The organism is Enterococcus sp. DIV1059_2 (assembly GCF_051713685.1).
Classification (GTDB): Bacteria; Bacillota; Bacilli; order Lactobacillales; family Enterococcaceae; genus Enterococcus_D; species Enterococcus_D casseliflavus.
The window spans coordinates 2,017,178-2,034,807 of sequence record NZ_JBIOQK010000001.1 but is presented as its reverse complement, the minus strand read 5'-3'; the positions used below and the strand labels follow the sequence as shown (position 1 = coordinate 2,034,807).

The window sequence follows — 17,630 nt, the reverse complement described above, 5'->3', positions numbered from 1 at the left end:
TAGGTAAACTAAGCTTAAATGAATAGTAAAAAAAGCGTTGATAGAAACTAGTAATTTGGCTGGATCAGAAAAAGGGAGACTTGTCACAGACTGAAAGCAAGTCCTGTATTCGAAAAATGAATTTCACTTCTGGAGCTTGCTGAGAACAATCAGTCGGCAGTGTTGCTGTCGTTAGCCGAAGTGAGTGCGCGGAACTTTCCGCGAATGAGGATGGTAACACGAGACGTCGTTCCTTTTTTAGGGATGACGTCTTTTTTTGTCTTTTTATCAAAAGATCGTCACTTTTTCCAGTCAAATCGTTTTTTACACTATTCACTGTATAGAAGGAGGAAACACATGTCTTTACAAGAAAAATTAGAAGCATTGAAGGAAACGACATTGCTTAAAATCAAAGAAAGTCCAACCATGAATGACTTGAATCAGATTCGAGTGGAAGTGCTTGGAAAAAAAGGTCCCATTACTGAAGTTTTACGGGGGATGAAAGATCTTTCTGCGGAAGAACGGCCGAAGGTTGGGAGCTATGCCAACGAGATTCGTGATATCTTGACAGAAGCGATCGAAGAAGCAAAATCGTCTATCGAAGCAGCAAACTTGGAAAAAGCCCTTGCTGAAGAATCCATCGACGTGACTTTGCCTGGTAAAAAGATGGACCGAGGAACACGCCATGTGCTAACGCAAATCATGGAAGAAATCGAAGATATCTTTGTTGGTATGGGCTACCAAGTAGTTGAAGGCTACGAAGTGGAAAAAGATCATTACAACTTCGAACGGATGAATCTGCCAAAAGATCATCCAGCCAGAGACATGCAGGATACTTTTTATATTTCAGAGGAAGTGCTGATTCGGACCCATACGTCACCAGTGCAAGCGCGAACAATGGAGACTCATGATTTTTCTAAAGGGCCGCTGCGGATGATCTCACCAGGGAAAGTTTTCCGTCGTGACACAGATGATGCGACCCATAGCCACCAATTCCATCAAATTGAAGGATTGGTGATCGATAAAAATATTACGATGGGTGACTTAAAAGGAACCTTAGAAGTCATGATGCAAAAAATGTTTGGTGAAGATCGCCAAATTCGCTTGCGACCAAGCTATTTCCCTTTCACAGAACCATCGGTCGAAGTTGATGTCAGCTGCTTCAAGTGCGGTGGTGCGGGTTGTAACGTTTGTAAACAAACTGGCTGGATCGAGATCCTCGGTGCTGGAATGGTGCACCCTAACGTCTTAGAAATGTCAGGGATCGATCCAACCCAATATTCAGGATTTGCTTTTGGTTTAGGTCCTGATCGAGTGGCAATGCTGCGCTACGGCGTAAACGACATTCGCCAATTCTATCAAAATGATGTGCGTTTCATTCGCCAGTTCAAGGGGGAACAATAAATGTTAGTATCGTACAAATGGTTAAATGAATACCTTGATCTGTCTGAGATCACACCAAAAGAGCTGGCGGACAAAATGTCAGTGACTGGGATCGAAGTCGAAGGTATTGACGTGCCTGAAGAGGGTTTAAAAAAAATCGTTGTCGGAGAAGTGACCGACTGCCGACCACATCCAGATTCTGATCATCTATCGATTTGCCAAGTAAATATTGGTGAGGAAGAAGACACGCAAATCGTTTGTGGGGCACCAAATGTCAAAAGCGGCATCAAAGTTATCGTGGCATTACCAGGCTCTCGAATCGCGGGCAATGTAAAAATCAAAAAGGGCAAGATGCGGGGAGAAGTTTCGAACGGCATGATTTGTTCATTGCAAGAATTGGGATACGCCGATAGCGTGATTCCCAAAGAATACGCAGAAGGAATCTATTATTTACCAGCAGAAGCAGAAGTAGGAACACCGGTTTTTCCTTATCTCGATATGGATGATCATATTATCGAATTATCGATCACACCGAACCGTGCGGATGCGTTGAGCATGCGGGGGGTTGCTTATGAAGTCGGTGCCATCTATCGGCAAACACCGAAGTTTCCTGAAATTGCGCTTAATGAAAGTGAAGTAGCTGCTGCCGATAAAATTCAGGTGAAGGTCACGGAAGCAACCGATGCACCCGCCTACCAAATTCGAATCATTGATGGTGTAACGATCGCCCCAAGTCCACAATGGCTGCAAAATCGCTTGATGAATGAAGGCATTCGTCCAATCAACAATGTTGTGGACGTGACAAATTATATCTTGTTATTATTTGGCCAACCATTGCATGCTTTTGATTATCAAAAGCTAGACAGCAAGGAAATACTGGTACGTCGCGGCAAAGAAAATGAAAGCCTGGTTACCTTAGATGGAGAAACACGTCAGCTTTCATCAGAAGACATCGTTATCACCAACGGAACGACACCCGTTGCGCTCGCAGGCGTCATGGGAGGGCTTGATTCTGAAATCACGGAAACAACGACCACAGTCGCTTTAGAAGCGGCGCTGTTCGATCCATTAGCGATTCGTTTAACCTCAAAGAAATTCAATTTAAGAAGTGAGTCCTCTGCTCGTTTTGAAAAAGGGATCAACCAAGCAACGGTTGCAAAAGCTTGTGATGCAGCAGCAGCACTGATTGCAGAACTTGCTGGCGGAACGGTCTTAAAAGGGGCAGTAATAGGTTCCCAAGTAGCAGTAGAACCTGTGGAGGTTACAATCACTTTAGCTCGAATCAATAGCTATTTAGGCACAGAAATCACTGATGAAGAAGTGCAAGAAATCTTTAATGCATTAGGCTTTGGTCATCGTCAAGAAGCAGACAGCTATATTGTTTCTGTCCCACCTCGTCGTTGGGATATTACGATCGAAGCAGATATCATTGAAGAAGTGGCGCGTATTTACGGTTATGATCGTTTGCCATCGACTTTACCGCAAGGAGAAACGGTTGCCGGTCATCTAACCAAAGCGCAACGTCTGACTAGAGAAGTTCGGACTCTTTTAGAAGGCAACGGGGTCAGTGAAGCCATTAGCTATGCTTTGACCACTGAAGAGAAGGCACAACAATTTACGGATAAATCGAGCCAAGTGACTCGATTGGATTGGCCAATGACCGAAGAGCGTGCCGTCTTGCGCTTGAATCTGATTTCAGGCTTGTTAGACGACGTTGCGTACAATTTGGCACGTAAAAACAATCGTGTTGCTTTGTATGAAATTGGTCGCGTCTTCTATCAAACAGGCGACAGTAAGCACGAGCTGCCAACAGAAGTCAATCATTTAGGGCTAGCTTTGACAGGAAATATCCATGAGAAAGACTGGCAAACCCAAGCTCAAAAAGTTGATTTCTTCCATTTGAAAGGCATTTTAGAAAATCTATTTGATTCGTTGGCATTAACCGACCGTATTCGTTATCAAAAAACGGCAGCTATCAAAGAGATGCATCCTGGCCGTACGGCAATGATCCTGCTAGATGACCAAGAAATCGGCTTCTTGGGACAAGTTCACCCATCGATCGCCAAAGATTATGAAGTGAGTGAAACCTATGTTGCTGAATTGAACTTAGATCAACTGTTAGCAGCGAAAACAGAACAATTGGTCTATCAACCAGTTTCTAAGTTCCCATCAGTAACGCGGGATATGGCACTCTTGCTTGATGAAACGATCGATAACCAGTCCGTGATGGAGATCATTCGCGAAAGTGCAGGTCGCTTCTTAAGTGCGATTCGTTTATTCGATGTTTATCAAGGGAAAAACATCGAAGCAGGCAAAAAATCATTAGGGTACAGCCTGACCTTTAGCAATCCAGAAGCTACCCTGACGGATGAAGAGATCAATCAAGCAATAGCGAAAATTACTCGTAACTTAGAAGAAAAAGTTCAAGCAGAAATCCGCTAATCAAATAAGTAGAAAAACGTTCTCCACCATACAAAGAAGTTGGGTGGGGAACGTTTTCTACTATTATAATAGATGCTCAGATGACACAAAAATGTGAGGAGTTGAGTGAAAGCCGTAAAAGATTTCTCTATAGAAGGCAATCCAGTTTTTTTGGTACAACCTTTTTTAAACACTGGCAAGGCTGAAAAAATGCATTTTCTAATCCATATTTTATGAAGATATTTTTTAGGACAGCTCTCTTGGTTTTTGTGCAAGAAACAGCATCAAATCAAATTACACAAAGTGTCAGTCTGGGGAGGAAGGGTTCTCGTGAAATCTAACACAGAGTTGACACATAGGTTTTGTATGAAAGAATTCATTCCGATTTGTAAACAAAAAAACAAGCCGTAAAGGCTTGTTTTTTTAGGAGAAGTAATTGATGCCCATTGCATTTTTGACTTCAGCTAACGTTTGGGCGGCAACTTGTTCTGCTTTTTCACTACCAATTTTTAATAAGTTCATCACTTCACCGGGATCTTTTGCAAAAGCTTCACGGCGTTCACGAATCGGTGCAAATTCGGCTTCTAGAACATCGATCAAATAGCGTTTGATTTTGACATCGCCTAATCCACCACGGGTGTAATGTTCTTTTAATTCAGCAATTTTTTCTTTTTCAGTGCCAAATACATCAAGATACGTAAAGACCATATTGCCTTCAACTTGTCCAGGATCGTTGACATGAATGTGATTTGGGTCCGTATACATGCTCATCACTTTCTTTTGTAATACATCGGCTGGATCAGCTAAGTAAATACCATTGTTCAGTGATTTGCTCATTTTCCCGTTCCCATCGATCCCCGCTAAACGTCCCATGCCTTTTGGCGGTAAAACCGCTTTTGGTTCAACTAATACTTCACTATACGTAGAATTAAAACTATGCACGATTTCTTGCGTTTGTTCCAGCATTGGTTTTTGATCTTCTCCAACGGGGACTAAATTTGCTTTAAAAGCGGTGATATCCGCTGCTTGAGAGACAGGATAGATGAAGAACCCTGAAGGGACGCCTTCGCCAAATTTTTTTTGTTCAATTTCGGCTTTAACGGTTGGATTTCGTCGTACTCGAGCAACACTGACTAGATTGAGATAATACATCGTCAATTCAGAGAGCTGAGGGATTTGCGATTGAATAAACATCGTTGTTTTTGCTGGATCCAATCCAACGGCTAAATAATCCAAAGCAACTTCTAGAATATTCGCTGAGACCTTCTCAGGTGTTTTCGCGTTATCTGTTAGTGCCTGCATGTCAGCGACCATAATATAAAGCTGATTTTCAGGGTCAGCTTGCATTTCGACCCGTTTTTTTAAAGACCCCACATAATGGCCAAGATGCAATTTGCCAGTTGGGCGGTCCCCAGTTAAAATCGTATTCACTTTTTTTCCACCTTTTCCTTTGTTATATGGTTTATCTTACCTTTTTTTAGCAAAAGAAACAACCGGTTCTCCTTGTGATCTGATGGGGTGAGAAAAATTTTCATGGACAAAAACCTCACATCAAAGTAAAATAGCACTTGTCTTTTCAGAAATAAGGGGGGGAACATTGGAAAAGCACCTTTACAAATGAAAAAAGATTGAGCTATAATATGAATCAAATCTTTCCAATTACTCATTTAATTTTAAAAAAAGCTAGGAGTGTGAATCAATGGCAATGATCGAATTTAAGAACGTAGAGAAATATTACGGAAAGTTCCATGCATTAAAAAACATCAACCTTGAATTTGAAAAAGGTGAGGTCGTTGTTGTTATTGGACCTTCAGGATCTGGTAAAAGTACAATGCTCCGTACGATTAATGGTCTAGAAACCATTTCAGGTGGTCAATTATTGGTCAATGGCAAGAACTTGTTTGACAAAGATGTCAAAATGACAGAAATTAGAAAAAACATCGGCATGGTGTTTCAACATTTCAATTTGTATCCAAATAAAACCGTGTTAGAAAACATTACGTTGGCACCGATCAAAGTATTAAAACAAAATGAGCAAGAAGCCATCAATTTGGCGGAAAAGCTTCTTGATCGGGTAGGGATGTTAGATAAAAAAGATTCCTATCCTTCCATGTTATCTGGCGGACAACAGCAGCGGGTCGCTATTGCCAGAGGGCTTGCGATGAAACCAGAAATGCTGCTTTTTGATGAGCCAACGTCAGCATTGGATCCAGAAATGATTGGTGATGTCTTGGATGTCATGAAAAAAATTGCCAGTGAAGGCATGTCCATGATCGTTGTTACCCATGAAATGAGCTTTGCCCGTGAAGTAGCAGATCGAATCGTCTTTATGGCGGAAGGACAAGTCCTAGAGGATCGGCGCGATGTCGATGGATTCTTTGATGCACCAAGAGACGAACGTGCAAAACAATTCTTGAGCAAAGTCAGCAATCATTAAGCAATAGGAGGAACCCTTATGAGAAAGAAAATATTTTCCTTTCTAGTCTTAGCCTTTGCCCTTGTGACTTTCTCAGGTTGTAAAGGACAAAGTGCCGCAGAGATCGATATTTTAGAAAACAGCAAAGAGACGAATCAGATCGTTTGGGGCGTAAAAAACGATACCCGTCTTTTTGGATTAATGGATATCGCGACCAGAGAAGTACGAGGATTCGATATTGATATCGCTCGTGCAATCACTGAGAAAATTTTAGGTCGTGATGGCAATGCCATCTTTGTTGAAGTTACCTCAAAAACCCGGATTCCTCTTTTGAAAAACGGCAACATCGATGCAATCATCGCCACGATGACTATCACGGAAGAACGTAAAAAACAGGTCGATTTTTCCGATGTCTACTTTGATGCAGGCCAATCTTTATTAGTCGCAAAAGATAGTCCAATCCAAGGGATCGAAGATTTGACCGCAGATACCACTGTATTGGTCGTGAAAGGCTCTACTTCAGCTGTCAACATTCGTGAAGCAGCACCAGAAGCGCAAATTTTGGAACTTGAGAATTATGCGGAAGCCTTTACCGCTTTACAATCTGGTCAAGGGGATGCTATGACCACGGATAATGCGATCTTATTAGGGATGGCGAGTGAAAATCCCAATTACCATTTAGTTGGCGAAACTTTTACAGAAGAACCTTATGGGATTGCCATCAATAAAGGACAAAAGCCGTTTCTCGATGCAGTGAATCAAGCGTTGCGGGAAATGCGTGAAGATGGAACCTATGATGAGATTTACAACAAGTGGTTCCCTGAAGACGAATCAGGAAAAGTAGAGTAGGAGGAAACTGAATGGTTGAATTATTTCAAACGTATACCGGTCAGTTTATTGAAGGCTTTAAATACACAGTCATGGCGAGTTTGATCGCACTGTTTTTTAGTCTTTTGATCGGAACCTTAATGGCAATTTTTCAGTTGTCAGACAATCGCCTCATCAAAGGGATTGCCAAAGCGTATGTTGAGTTTTTTAGAAATATTCCCTTATTGATCATCGTGATGTTCTTTTATGTCGTTGTGCCAATGTATTGGGTTTCTTTTGACGGCTTTCAAGCAGGAACGATCGGCTTAACGATCTATACATCGGCATTTATCGCTGAGACGATCCGTTCAGGGATTCAAACGGTCCCTAAAGGCCAGATGGAAGCTTCCTTGTCTTCTGGTTTTACTTACAGCCAAGCGATGCGCTACATTATTTTGCCTCAAGCATTTAAAATCGTCGTACCGCCGTTAGGCAATCAATTTATCAATCTTGTCAAAAATTCATCAATTTTGGCGATGGTCGCAGGATTAGATATTATGTATCAAGGCGATTTGATCGCAAGTGAGACCTTCAATACATTTGATACGTATATCATTGTTGGTCTTTTCTATTTGATCATTACCCTACCATTGTCTTATTTGATGGTTTACTTGGAACGGCGTTGGGCTGTCCGCTCATAGAAAGGAGCTAACGAACTATGGACTTTTTTGAAGCTTTTTCAGCGATTAACATTCGCTTCTTGATCGATGGCTTGCGGGTAACAGTTGAAGTGTCGATCCTATCGATTTTATTTAGCTTTATTATCGGAGGGATCGCCGGTATTTTGCGCTTCAGCTCGATCCCAGTCTTTTCTAAAGTATTAGGTGTCGTGATCGATGTTATTCGTAACTTGCCTTTGCTCTTGATCATCTTTTTCACTTACTTTGCATTGCCGCAGATCGGTATCCGCTTTAATATTTTTTGGTCAGCGGTTGTGGCGTTGACGATTTTTGAATCAGCGATGCTCTCTGAAATCTTTCGTGCTGGTTTGAATTCTGTGCCAAAAGGGCAGATGGAAGCTGGTTTGTCTACAGGGTTGAGCTATGTCGAAGTATTGCGGAGCATCGTCGTGCCGCAGGCATTTAAAGCGATGCTGCCAGCGATCGTCAGTCAGTTGATCTCTTTGATCAAAGATACGTCATTAGCCGTGATTATTTCTTTACCAGAGCTGACTCATCATGCTCGAATCATTTATGGCCAAAATACAAACTATGTTTTGCCTATGTTTTTGGCAATGACTGTTTTATACTTTTTGGTTTGTTATGCCTTGTCATTGCTTTCTGGCTTTTTGGAAAAACGTCAGTATGATTACTAAAACGAATAATCGACAAAAACATCCCCACGATCGGTCTTTCACCCATGCAAGTGCAACTTGTGGGGTGTAAGCCAATCGTGGGGGCTTTTTTCATTTTTGACCGTTTCGTGGTTTTTTTGGAAAGCTTTTTTTACAAGCGAAAGGAATACTTGAAAAATAGTCAAAAAAAGTCCAAAATGAATAAGAGAGAAAAATGCACCAAACTCTTTCTTTCATGTAAAGGATGGAAACTATGACAAACAACAGACCAATTGGTTTTATCGATTCTGGTGTTGGTGGGTTGACGGTCGTCAAAGAAGCAATCAAGCAATTACCCAACGAATCGATTCTTTATCTGGGAGATACAGCCAGATGCCCGTATGGTCCGAGACCTGCTGAGCAAGTCATCGAGTATACGTGGCAAATGACCCGTTTTTTATTAGAAAAAAATATTAAAATGTTGGTGATCGCTTGTAATACAGCGACAGCGGTCGCCCTTGAAGAAATCAAAGAACAACTAACGATCCCAGTGATCGGCGTGATCCTGCCTGGCAGTCGAGCAGCAGTCAAAGCAAGCAAAAACCAACGAATCGGTGTCATCGGGACAAACGGAACGATCAAAAGTGACTCTTACAAGCGCGCGCTTCATGGCAAAGCGCCCCATGCGTCCGTCGTCAGTTTGGCTTGCCCGAAGTTTGTGCCGATCGTAGAAAGCAAACAATACCATAGCTCGGTCGCCAAGAAAATCGTGGCAGAAACGTTGCGTCCATTGAAAAACAAACGGCTAGATACAGTGATTTTGGGTTGTACCCATTATCCTTTATTGCGTCCTTTGATCCAAAATGAATTGGGGGCTCATATCCAGCTGATTGATTCAGGGGCAGAAACGGTGGGGGAAGTCAGTACCTTGTTGGACTATTTTTCCATTGCTGCAACGAGTCAGGACGATCCGCATCCGCAACATGCATTTTTTACTACTGGTTCACCGAAAATGTTTGATGAGATTGCCAATGATTGGCTTGATTTAGACACGATCTCATCGATTCACACTGATTTAGGAGGCTTTTAAATGCGACATGATGGCAGAAAAGAAACAATGTTAAGACCAGTTAAAATTCAAACCAACGTCTACAAACACCCCGAAGGATCGGTTGTGATCTCTTTTGGTGACACAACCGTGATCTGTTCGGCAACGATTGAAGATCGGGTCCCTCCGTTTTTACGAGATACGGGAAAAGGCTGGGTCACAGCCGAATACAGTATGCTCCCACGAGCGACCAACACTCGTAATCGTCGAGAAAGTGCCAAAGGCAAGCTTTCTGGTCGGACGATGGAGATCCAACGGCTGATCGCTCGTTCCTTGCGCGCAGTAGTCGATTTAGAAAAATTAGGGGAGCGCAGTATCGTGGTCGATTGTGATGTCGTTCAAGCAGATGGCGGTACCCGAACAGCTAGTATTACCGGCGCATTTGTCGCGTTGCGTTTAGCTATCGATACCTTGTTGCGTGACAAAGCGTTGACGGAAGATCCAATCAAGGAGCATTTAGCAGCAATTAGTGTCGGGATCTTACCAGATGGCACCTGTGTGACCGATCTCGATTATCAAGAAGATTCTTCAGCTGCTGTTGACATGAATTTGGTGATGACGGAATCTGGTCGATTTGTCGAATTGCAAGGAACTGGGGAAGAAGCGACCTTTGATGGTCAGCAGTTGAATGAGATGCTGATCTACGGAAAAACAGCTATCGAAGAATTGATCGCCTATCAAAAAGAGGCACTGTTTTTACCAGATGAACCCCCTTATGAGATTCCCGAAAAAACGATCGTCATTGCTACAGGCAATCCAGGAAAAGCCAAGGAATTTAAAGCCGTATTTGGCGCAGCAGGTTACGATGTCCGTACCTTAAAAGACTATCCTTCCTTGCCAGATGTTGAAGAAACCGGCACCACCTTTGAAGAAAATGCCCGCCTTAAAGCCGAAACCATCGCCAGAATTTTGGGAAGACCGGTGTTAGCTGATGACTCAGGACTGAAAGTCGATGCACTAGGGGGACGACCAGGGGTGTACTCTGCTCGATTTGCTGGTGAGCAAAAAAGTGACGCTGCCAATAATGCAAAATTGCTCTATGAATTGACGGATGTCGAAGATGACAAACGCAGTGCCCAATTTCACTGTACGTTAGTTTTCGCAGCGCCAGGAAAAGAGAGTTTGGTGGTTGAAGCTCAATGGCCGGGGAGAATCGGCCGCATCCCTCGCGGAGAAAATGGGTTCGGCTACGATCCATTGTTTATTCCTGATGGTTCAGAGCAAAGCGCAGCCCAAATGAGTCAAGAAGAAAAGAACCGAGTGAGCCACCGTGGTCTAGCAATCAAAAAACTGCAGGAACAGTGGCAGGAGTGGTTAGAAGGAGAAAATGTATGAAATACTTAGTTGTCAGTGACAATCATTCAGATCGTGAGATTCTTGTTGATCTTAAAAATGAATTCGAAAATCAAGTCGATTTGTTCCTTCATTGTGGGGATTCAGAACTTCCTGAAACGGATCCTTTATGGGAAACATTCCAAGTCGTTTGTGGCAATTGCGATTACGGTGGTGGTTTTCCGAATGAGCGTATCGTTAAAACGCCGCTGGATACCATCTATATGACCCATGGCCATTTGGCGGATGTTCGTTTTGGCGTAACCAAATTAGGCTTAAAAGCGCAACAAGCAGATGCCTCGATCGCTTTGTTTGGTCATACGCATCAAATTGCTTGTGAGAAAGTCGGGAATCGACTTTTCTTGAATCCCGGCAGTATTTCCCAACCGCGAGGGCAAATTCAAATCAAAAGTTTTGCGATTATTGAAAGTACGCCAGAACAATGGGCAATCCAATACTATGATCGTTCCTTTCATAAAGTCCCAGAGCTAGCTTTCGTTTTTACACGTTAAGTAAGCGGAATCAAAAAGTAAAAATTTCATTATAATTTTGCAGGTTTCTACTTTCTATTCTCATTTTCAAGTAAAATAGAAGAGTAGCTGTGAAATGGAGGCAATTAGATTGATAGGACAGACCGTAGAAAAAATATTACTCGAGAATCAAGAAAATTTCTTGGTGCCGGCAGAGAATGTGGCATCGGTATTTTATAACCACCCTTTGAGTCACGCATTGCTTGTTTTATCAAAAGTGGGCTATTCAAAGATCCCAGTACTAGATAGTGAGGACCATTTAGTCGGCTTAATCAGCCTCTCAAACATCGTAGAACGAATGATGGATCTCACTGGCTTCAGTATGGAAAATATTGAAGGGCTGACTGTGGCAGATGTCATGGAAGTCAATGTGAATTGCATCAAAGAAAACGATGAGTTGGAAAGTATGCTGCATCTGTTAGTGGATCAAGCATTCTTGCCGATCGTTGATGATGACAATGTCTTTGTTGGGATTATCACCCGCAAAGAGATTTTAAAATCCGTCAATCATTTGGCGCATGAAATCGAAAGACGCTATTTGCTGATTTCGAAAGAAGATGCCCCAAAGATGACAGATGAACTGCATGTGGTATAGAAAAAAGGTTATCCCAGTTTCGGGATAACCTTTTTTTAAATACCGACGATCGGCGCATTGGGGATCGTATAGCCTTTGGCAGTTAAAGCATCGATCGATGCGGCCAAAAATTCCTCTTTGATTTTCCATTGCGTACCGTTGGTCACATACATGGTCGTGCGAATTGCAAAGTTGTTGTTCCCTAGATCCACCAGACCGAAGACCGTAGGGGCCGTTTGAATCTCTTCTTCGTGCTGCTGAGCAATCTGTTCATTGACTTCTTCAATGATGGCACGTATTTCATCTAAGCCTTCAGATGGTAAGATACGTACGTCTACCACGACTTGCATATTGGCTCTGGATGTATTACTGATGGTCGTGATGTTACGATTTGGGATATAATGAACGGTTCCGTCAACGGATTTTAATTGAACAGTCCGAATACCGACGGCCGTCACCGTACCTTCAAGCGTCAGGTTGGTCAAGCGGACGTAATCACCAACGTTGATTTGTTGTTCGGTAATTATAAAGAAGCCAGTAATCAAGTCATTCATAAAGCCTTGGGCGCCGAGACCGAGGGCGACACCGACGACTCCGGCACCGGCTAGTAGCGAGCCTACAGGTACGCCGATGGTTGAAAGGAGAGCATAGACAAAAAAGAAGCCTAATGTGTAATGAACCGTATTGCGGATCAGGGTATGGATCGTGTTGATTCGACTCACATTGAAGGTGGCTTTTTTTTCATAGGACCGATAGATCCGGTCAATGATCATGTTGCTTATTTTTAATAAAATTCCGAATAAGATACACAAAAAAAGCAGCATCAGTGCTTTTTGGATCAGTAGGCCAATGATCGATTCCCAGTCGATCGATGCCCACCATTTTTGTAATGCATTGAGCTGAGCAGCTGCTGGTTCGGTAATGCTGGAACCACTTGAATCGGTCGTGCTAGTTGCAAGTAGCAGTTGTTTCATAAAATCCCTCCAAGTCTTACTGCATCTATTTTAACGAAGATAAAATAGAAATGCAAAGGAGGTTTTCTGAAATACCTGTTTTTTTCAGAAAAAGCCTGCTTAGCCAACGGGTAGGCAAATAGCAGACTTTTCTATGACAATTATTGTTTAAGATAAATGAACGCCTTTATCAACGAAAATCACTTCGCCGATAATCCCGCTTGATAATGGACTGATCAAGAAGGCACAAGTATTGCCCACTTCTTCAATCGTCACACCAATATGATCAGGTGTTCGATCTTCTGACAATTGGATCAGTTTTTGATAGTCTTTTACACCAGTTACTGCCAGCGTCTTGATGGCACCGGCTGAAATCGCATTGACACGGATTTTTTGCGGTGAAAGTTCAGCAGCTAAATAGCGGACGCTTGATTCTAAAGCGGCTTTTGCAATCCCCATCATATTGTAGTTCGGTACTGCCCGTTCGGCACCTAAATAGGAAAGGGTAACGATTCCAGCATTTTCAGCTAAGATTGGTTTGGCATATTTGGTGACGGCAATCAATGAATAACTGCTGATGTCTTGCGCCAAAGCATAACCGTCACGAGAAATATTCAAAATATCGCCAGATAGATCTTCTTTATTGGCATAAGCAACGGCATGGACAACACCGTGGATCTCACCTGCATATTCTTTGATCGTTTCAAAGGCGGAAGCAATGCTTTCGTCATTGGCGACGTCACATTCCACTACAAATTCATCAGATTCCAATAAGCGCTCTAAAGGCTTTTTCATGCGGTCGTTTTGATACGTGTAGATCACTTCGGCTCCTTGTGCTTTTAATGCTTGTGCACAGCCCCAAGCGATACTGCGTTTGTTAGCAACGCCCATGACGACAACTTTTTTACCGGTTAAAAAACTCATAATTCCACTCCTTAATAAATTCAACAATAATAAAATACGTATAATGACAAATAGTAAATCAAACTATCTTGATTTCTAATTATTAAGCATAATTGTTTGATTGTCAAACTATTTTTTTCTTAATAAATATTTAGTTGCGAATTTCGCTGAACTATGATACTTTGATAATCAAACTATAATAAATTCTTAAGCAAGGAAGGGAAACCATGAAAAAACTATTGACTGAAACAGAAGTCATGGATTTGATTCCAAATCGCTACCCAATTATATATATTGATTACGTCGATGAAATCGAGTCTGGCAAAAAGATTATCGCAACGAAAAATGTCACCATCAATGAAGACTTTTTCCAAGGACATTTCCCAGGAAATCCAGTAATGCCAGGTGCCTTGATTTTAGAAACATTGGCACAAGCAGGATCGATCCTGATCTTGAAATCCGAGGAATTCCAAGGTAGAACGGCGTATATCGGCGGCATCAACAAAGCCAAATTCCGTCAAAAAGTTGTTCCGGGAGATACCATGAAACTTGTTTTCGAGATCACTAAAATCAAAGGCTCTGTAGGAACTGCTGATGCGGTCGCTACAGTGGACGGCAAAAAAGCTGCGGAATGCGAATTCACCTTTATCGTTGGCGACCAAAAATAAAAGAAAACCGCTGAAATTCCTGAATATCGGAGACTTCAGCGGTTTTTTATTTATTCTTTGGCTTCTTGTAAGACCTTGATCGTTTCGATCTTCACTGGCTCAACTGGTTGAGAATTCTCACCATTGCCAGAGTCTTGGGTTTCTGCTTGCGCAATTTTATCTACGACATCCATGCCTTCGATCACTTGACCAAATACAGTATAGCTGCCGTCCAATCGTGGTGTTCCACCATTTTTGTAGGCTTCGATGATTTTTTCAGGATAGTGTTGGATCGCTAGACCGTCGGATACATCTTGATCATTTTGAACGATGTAGAATTGACTGCCTTGGCTGTTTGGCGCACTTGATTTTGCCATTGCTAATGCGCCTCGCAAGTGATAAAGCTGGTTGGAGTATTCTTCGCCGAATCCTTCGCCCCAAATGCTTTCTCCGCCAGTGCCATCACCATTAGGGTCGCCCCCTTGGATCATAAACTCTTCTACGACACGATGGAAAGTCAAGCCGTCATAATAACCATCTTTGGCATGGGTCAAAAAGTTTTCGACTGCTTTGGGCGCGATCTCTGGGAAAAGTTTGATTTTGATCGAGCCTTCTTCCGTTACCATTTCAACTAAAGCTTCATTCTCTTGCACATCCGTTGATAATTGCGGCAATTCCAGGGCATTCAAGTCAACAGATTCTGAGGCTGACGTGCTTTCTGCCGAATTGCTTGATGAGGGATCGGTGGTACTTGAACCTGTACAAGCAGCTAATAATAAAAGGCTAGCAGCTGCTGTCAGTGTGAATAGAATTTTTTTCATTCTTTCATTCCTTCCAGTTTTCTTATTGATAATCATAACAAAAAAGAGACATAGAAGAAAGCGCAGATTTTGTGGAATGTGAAAGAAACAGACGGAAAGGTGTAGACCACTTTTTAGATGTTTGCTATAATGAAAGAGGATTCATTATAATAAACGGATAGAATTTACAGGAGGTTTTTTTGATGGGAAAATTAGGGATATCGATTTATCCAGAGCGCTCAACGTTTGAAAAGGACAAAGCGTATCTAGACTTGGCACACAAATACGGCTTTAAACGGGTATTTACCAGTTTGCTGCAAATCAACGATGACAAAGAAAAAGTCTTGGCAGACTTTAAGCAAGTCGTAGATTATGCCAATCAGTTAGGAATGGAAGTCATGGTAGATATCAATCCTGGTTTATTCGAACAGTTAGGTATTTCTTATGATGATTTATCCTTCTTTGATGAGATGGGGGCTTACGGTGTTCGGTTAGATATTGGTTTCACTGGTTCAGAAGAAGCCAAAATGACCCGTAATCCTTACGGGATCAAAATCGAAATCAATATGAGCAGCGGCACGAGCTACGTGGATAACATCATGAGTTATTCACCTAATACTGAAAATTTACTCGGTTCGCATAACTTTTATCCTCATCGCTATTCAGGGTTAGGCTATGACCATTTTGTTTTTTGTTCGGAAAAATTCCGCAAATACAATTTAAATACGATGGCTTTCGTGAATTCTCACGAAGCTGATTTCGGTCCATGGCCAACACAAGATGGTTTATGCTCTTTGGAAGACCATCGTGATCTGCCACTAGCTACACAAGTCAAACATTTAGTGTTGACTGGTTTGATCGATGATATCTCTATTGGAAATGCCTATGCTTCAGAAGCAGAATTGGCAGCAATGGCTGAAGCGTTTCATGCTGATTATCCGACATTAAGAGTCGATGTCGTTGACGGAATCACTGAAGATGAACGAATTTGTCTCTTCGATAATCTGCATAGCTATCGAGGAGATCGCTCAGAGTACATCTTGCGTTCAACGATGACGCGGATCTATTATAAAGACAAGGAATTTCCACCTCATGATACCCGTGATATGGTAAGAGGGGATGTCTTGATCGATAATGCTGGCTATGGACAATACAAAGGTGAGACGCAAATCGCCTTGAAAGCAATGAAAAATGATGGTCGCGTCAATGTCGTTGGTAAGATCGCTGATGAGGAACTATTCTTATTAGAATTTTTGAAACCTTGGTCAAGTTTTAAATTGGTCGAAAATAACTAATTATCACGAGAAATCAACCATTGCCAACAAAGCGTGTTGGCAATGGTTTTCTTTTTGGGCGCTTGCAATTGACAAACACGAGCAAAAAACGGTAATTTATGTAGTGGGTTCTTTCCATGAAGAACGATGAAACCATAATAATATTATGTAAACTATATAACAAGAGGACGTGACAAGTGTGAAATTGCGCTGGAAGATTGCCATCGGAGTGGCTGTATTAGCAATTGCAGGATTAGGGTATGCAGGAAACTATTTTTACGATTATGCGGTGGTTCCTTCAGAAAAAGATTTTTTGGAAGGAGATACCCCAGGTACGGATGAAAATCAGACAGGAAATGAATCGCAAAATTGGTTTACAGATCCAGCAAATCGTGAGATGTGGCAGCTGACTTCTGAAGATGATTTAAAATTATCCGCCATTTATCTACCGGCGGAGGAGAAGAATCGAGGAAAAACGGCGATCATCGCGCATGGCTACATGGGGAATGCAGAAACGATGGCGGACTATGCTAAGATGTATCATGATTTAGGCTATAATGTCTTGGTTCCAGACGCTCGAGGGCATGGTCGAAGCGAAGGAGATTATATTGGTTTTGGGTGGCACGAACGTAAGGATTATCTGCAATGGATCGATGAAGTACTCGCAAAAAATGGTCCTGAAGAAACGATCACTTTGTATGGCATCAGTATGGGGGCTGCCACGGTAATGATGACCAGTGGGGAAGACTTGCCGAAAAATGTCACTTCTATCATTGAAGATTGTGGGTATACCAACGTCAATGAAGAATTGGGTTATCAACTCGATCAATTGTTTGGTCTACCTGCCTTTCCATTGATGAATGTCACTAGCCTTGTCACAAAAATCCGAGCGGGGTATTTCTTTGGTGAAGCAGATGCAGTCAAACAACTGCAAAAGAATACGCGTCCAATCTTTTTTATCCATGGCGATGCGGATACGTTTGTTCCTTATTCGATGCTGGAAATTTTGTATAACGCGACCGATGCACCAAAAGAAAAGTGGGTTGTTTCAGGTGCCGAGCATGCGAAAAGCTACAAAACAGATCCAGCGCTTTATAAAGAAAAAATTGCAGCTTTTTTGGACAAATACGATCACCCAGCAAGTGAATAAAAAAGTGCCGGTTCAAAAAA

At 42.1% G+C, this 17,630-nt stretch carries 17 protein-coding genes; 13 read left to right on the top strand and 4 right to left on the bottom strand.

The genetic code is table 11. The features are described from left to right. The first annotated feature begins 336 nt into the window (after positions 1–336). Together pheS and pheT are read left to right on the top strand one after the other, a co-directional pair. The gene (gene pheS / locus IGI72_RS09475) at positions 337–1,383 is read left to right on the top strand and encodes a phenylalanine--tRNA ligase subunit alpha (protein WP_005226191.1); all 1,047 of its coding nucleotides are present in this window, start codon (positions 337–339) and stop codon (positions 1,381–1,383) included. After that, positions 1,384–3,804: a phenylalanine--tRNA ligase subunit beta gene (gene pheT, locus IGI72_RS09470; RefSeq protein WP_438753943.1), complete on the top strand. Its 2,421-nt coding sequence runs from the start codon at positions 1,384–1,386 to the stop codon at positions 3,802–3,804. A 402-nt stretch (positions 3,805–4,206) separates the two neighbouring features. Here the strand turns inward: pheT and trpS are convergent, their stop codons facing one another. Further along, complete coding sequence (gene trpS, locus IGI72_RS09465; protein WP_123834505.1) at positions 4,207–5,214, bottom strand: tryptophan--tRNA ligase; 1,008 nt, start codon at positions 5,212–5,214, stop codon at positions 4,207–4,209. Positions 5,215–5,482: 268 nt separating this feature from the next. Here trpS and IGI72_RS09460 point away from each other — a divergent pair, with 268 nt between their 5' ends. The 8 genes from IGI72_RS09460 to cbpB all read left to right on the top strand — a co-directional run bounded on the left by IGI72_RS09460 (position 5,483) and on the right by cbpB (position 11,904). Next, positions 5,483–6,220: an amino acid ABC transporter ATP-binding protein gene (locus IGI72_RS09460; RefSeq protein ID WP_005226188.1), complete on the top strand. Its 738-nt coding sequence runs from the start codon at positions 5,483–5,485 to the stop codon at positions 6,218–6,220. Positions 6,221–6,238: 18 nt separating this feature from the next. Next, entirely contained in the window at positions 6,239–7,048 is an 810-nt protein-coding gene (locus IGI72_RS09455) for a transporter substrate-binding domain-containing protein (RefSeq protein WP_005226187.1), read from the top strand. 11 nt (positions 7,049–7,059) lie between these two features. After that, positions 7,060–7,707: an amino acid ABC transporter permease gene (locus IGI72_RS09450; RefSeq protein WP_005226186.1), complete on the top strand. Its 648-nt coding sequence runs from the start codon at positions 7,060–7,062 to the stop codon at positions 7,705–7,707. Between the two features lie 17 nt (positions 7,708–7,724). Beyond that, on the top strand, positions 7,725–8,381 hold the full coding sequence (locus IGI72_RS09445) for an amino acid ABC transporter permease (protein ID WP_005226185.1): 657 nt from the start codon (positions 7,725–7,727) through the stop codon (positions 8,379–8,381). Between the two features lie 232 nt (positions 8,382–8,613). After that, positions 8,614–9,429: a glutamate racemase gene (gene racE, locus IGI72_RS09440; protein WP_010748417.1), complete on the top strand. Its 816-nt coding sequence runs from the start codon at positions 8,614–8,616 to the stop codon at positions 9,427–9,429. Beyond that, positions 9,430–10,782 (top strand): ribonuclease PH, encoded by a 1,353-nt coding sequence (gene rph / locus IGI72_RS09435; RefSeq protein ID WP_005226183.1) that lies wholly within the window; start codon positions 9,430–9,432, stop codon positions 10,780–10,782. Beyond that, positions 10,779–11,291, top strand: a complete 513-nt coding sequence (locus IGI72_RS09430) for a metallophosphoesterase (RefSeq protein WP_005226182.1) — start codon at positions 10,779–10,781, stop codon at positions 11,289–11,291. Before rph ends, IGI72_RS09430 begins: the two co-directional genes overlap by 4 nt. 109 nt (positions 11,292–11,400) lie before the next feature. After that, the gene (cbpB, locus tag IGI72_RS09425) at positions 11,401–11,904 is read left to right on the top strand and encodes a cyclic-di-AMP-binding protein CbpB (protein ID WP_005226181.1); all 504 of its coding nucleotides are present in this window, start codon (positions 11,401–11,403) and stop codon (positions 11,902–11,904) included. 35 nt (positions 11,905–11,939) lie between these two features. On the opposite strand, the gene IGI72_RS09420 is transcribed toward cbpB, so the two are convergent. Next, positions 11,940–12,857, bottom strand: a complete 918-nt coding sequence (locus tag IGI72_RS09420) for a mechanosensitive ion channel family protein (protein ID WP_438753940.1) — start codon at positions 12,855–12,857, stop codon at positions 11,940–11,942. Positions 12,858–13,004: 147 nt separating this feature from the next. Then, positions 13,005–13,760, bottom strand: coding sequence for an enoyl-ACP reductase FabI (gene fabI / locus IGI72_RS09415; RefSeq protein WP_005226179.1), 756 nt, complete (start codon positions 13,758–13,760; stop codon positions 13,005–13,007). A 206-nt stretch (positions 13,761–13,966) separates the two neighbouring features. On the opposite strand from fabI, the gene fabZ reads away from it, so the two are divergent. Continuing rightward, a complete protein-coding gene (fabZ, locus tag IGI72_RS09410) occupies positions 13,967–14,407 on the top strand; it encodes a 3-hydroxyacyl-ACP dehydratase FabZ (protein WP_005226178.1) in 441 nt (146 codons plus the stop codon). 50 nt (positions 14,408–14,457) lie between these two features. Here fabZ and IGI72_RS09405 read toward each other — a convergent pair whose 3' ends face one another. Next, positions 14,458–15,207, bottom strand: a complete 750-nt coding sequence (locus tag IGI72_RS09405; RefSeq protein ID WP_438753938.1) for a peptidylprolyl isomerase — start codon at positions 15,205–15,207, stop codon at positions 14,458–14,460. Between the two features lie 182 nt (positions 15,208–15,389). Between IGI72_RS09405 and IGI72_RS09400 the strand changes: the two genes are divergently transcribed. Next, positions 15,390–16,481, top strand: a complete 1,092-nt coding sequence (locus IGI72_RS09400; protein ID WP_060791964.1) for a DUF871 domain-containing protein — start codon at positions 15,390–15,392, stop codon at positions 16,479–16,481. A gap of 178 nt (positions 16,482–16,659) precedes the next feature. After that, positions 16,660–17,610, top strand: coding sequence for an alpha/beta hydrolase (locus IGI72_RS09395; RefSeq protein WP_231435259.1), 951 nt, complete (start codon positions 16,660–16,662; stop codon positions 17,608–17,610). Positions 17,611–17,630: the final 20 nt, after the last annotated feature.

Coding starts and splice junctions, on each gene's coding strand:
- fabI (WP_005226179.1), bottom strand. CDS start 13,760: ATGAGTTTTTTAACCGGTAAAAAAGTTGTCGTCATGGGCGTTGCTAAC.
- IGI72_RS09455 (WP_005226187.1), top strand. CDS start 6,239: ATGAGAAAGAAAATATTTTCCTTTCTAGTCTTAGCCTTTGCCCTTGTG.
- IGI72_RS09445 (WP_005226185.1), top strand. CDS start 7,725: ATGGACTTTTTTGAAGCTTTTTCAGCGATTAACATTCGCTTCTTGATC.
- fabZ (WP_005226178.1), top strand. CDS start 13,967: ATGAAAAAACTATTGACTGAAACAGAAGTCATGGATTTGATTCCAAAT.
- pheS (WP_005226191.1), top strand. CDS start 337: ATGTCTTTACAAGAAAAATTAGAAGCATTGAAGGAAACGACATTGCTT.
- IGI72_RS09460 (WP_005226188.1), top strand. CDS start 5,483: ATGGCAATGATCGAATTTAAGAACGTAGAGAAATATTACGGAAAGTTC.
- IGI72_RS09450 (WP_005226186.1), top strand. CDS start 7,060: ATGGTTGAATTATTTCAAACGTATACCGGTCAGTTTATTGAAGGCTTT.
- IGI72_RS09420 (WP_438753940.1), bottom strand. CDS start 12,857: ATGAAACAACTGCTACTTGCAACTAGCACGACCGATTCAAGTGGTTCC.
- rph (WP_005226183.1), top strand. CDS start 9,430: ATGCGACATGATGGCAGAAAAGAAACAATGTTAAGACCAGTTAAAATT.
- IGI72_RS09405 (WP_438753938.1), bottom strand. CDS start 15,207: ATGAAAAAAATTCTATTCACACTGACAGCAGCTGCTAGCCTTTTATTA.
- pheT (WP_438753943.1), top strand. CDS start 1,384: ATGTTAGTATCGTACAAATGGTTAAATGAATACCTTGATCTGTCTGAG.
- racE (WP_010748417.1), top strand. CDS start 8,614: ATGACAAACAACAGACCAATTGGTTTTATCGATTCTGGTGTTGGTGGG.
- IGI72_RS09430 (WP_005226182.1), top strand. CDS start 10,779: ATGAAATACTTAGTTGTCAGTGACAATCATTCAGATCGTGAGATTCTT.
- IGI72_RS09400 (WP_060791964.1), top strand. CDS start 15,390: ATGGGAAAATTAGGGATATCGATTTATCCAGAGCGCTCAACGTTTGAA.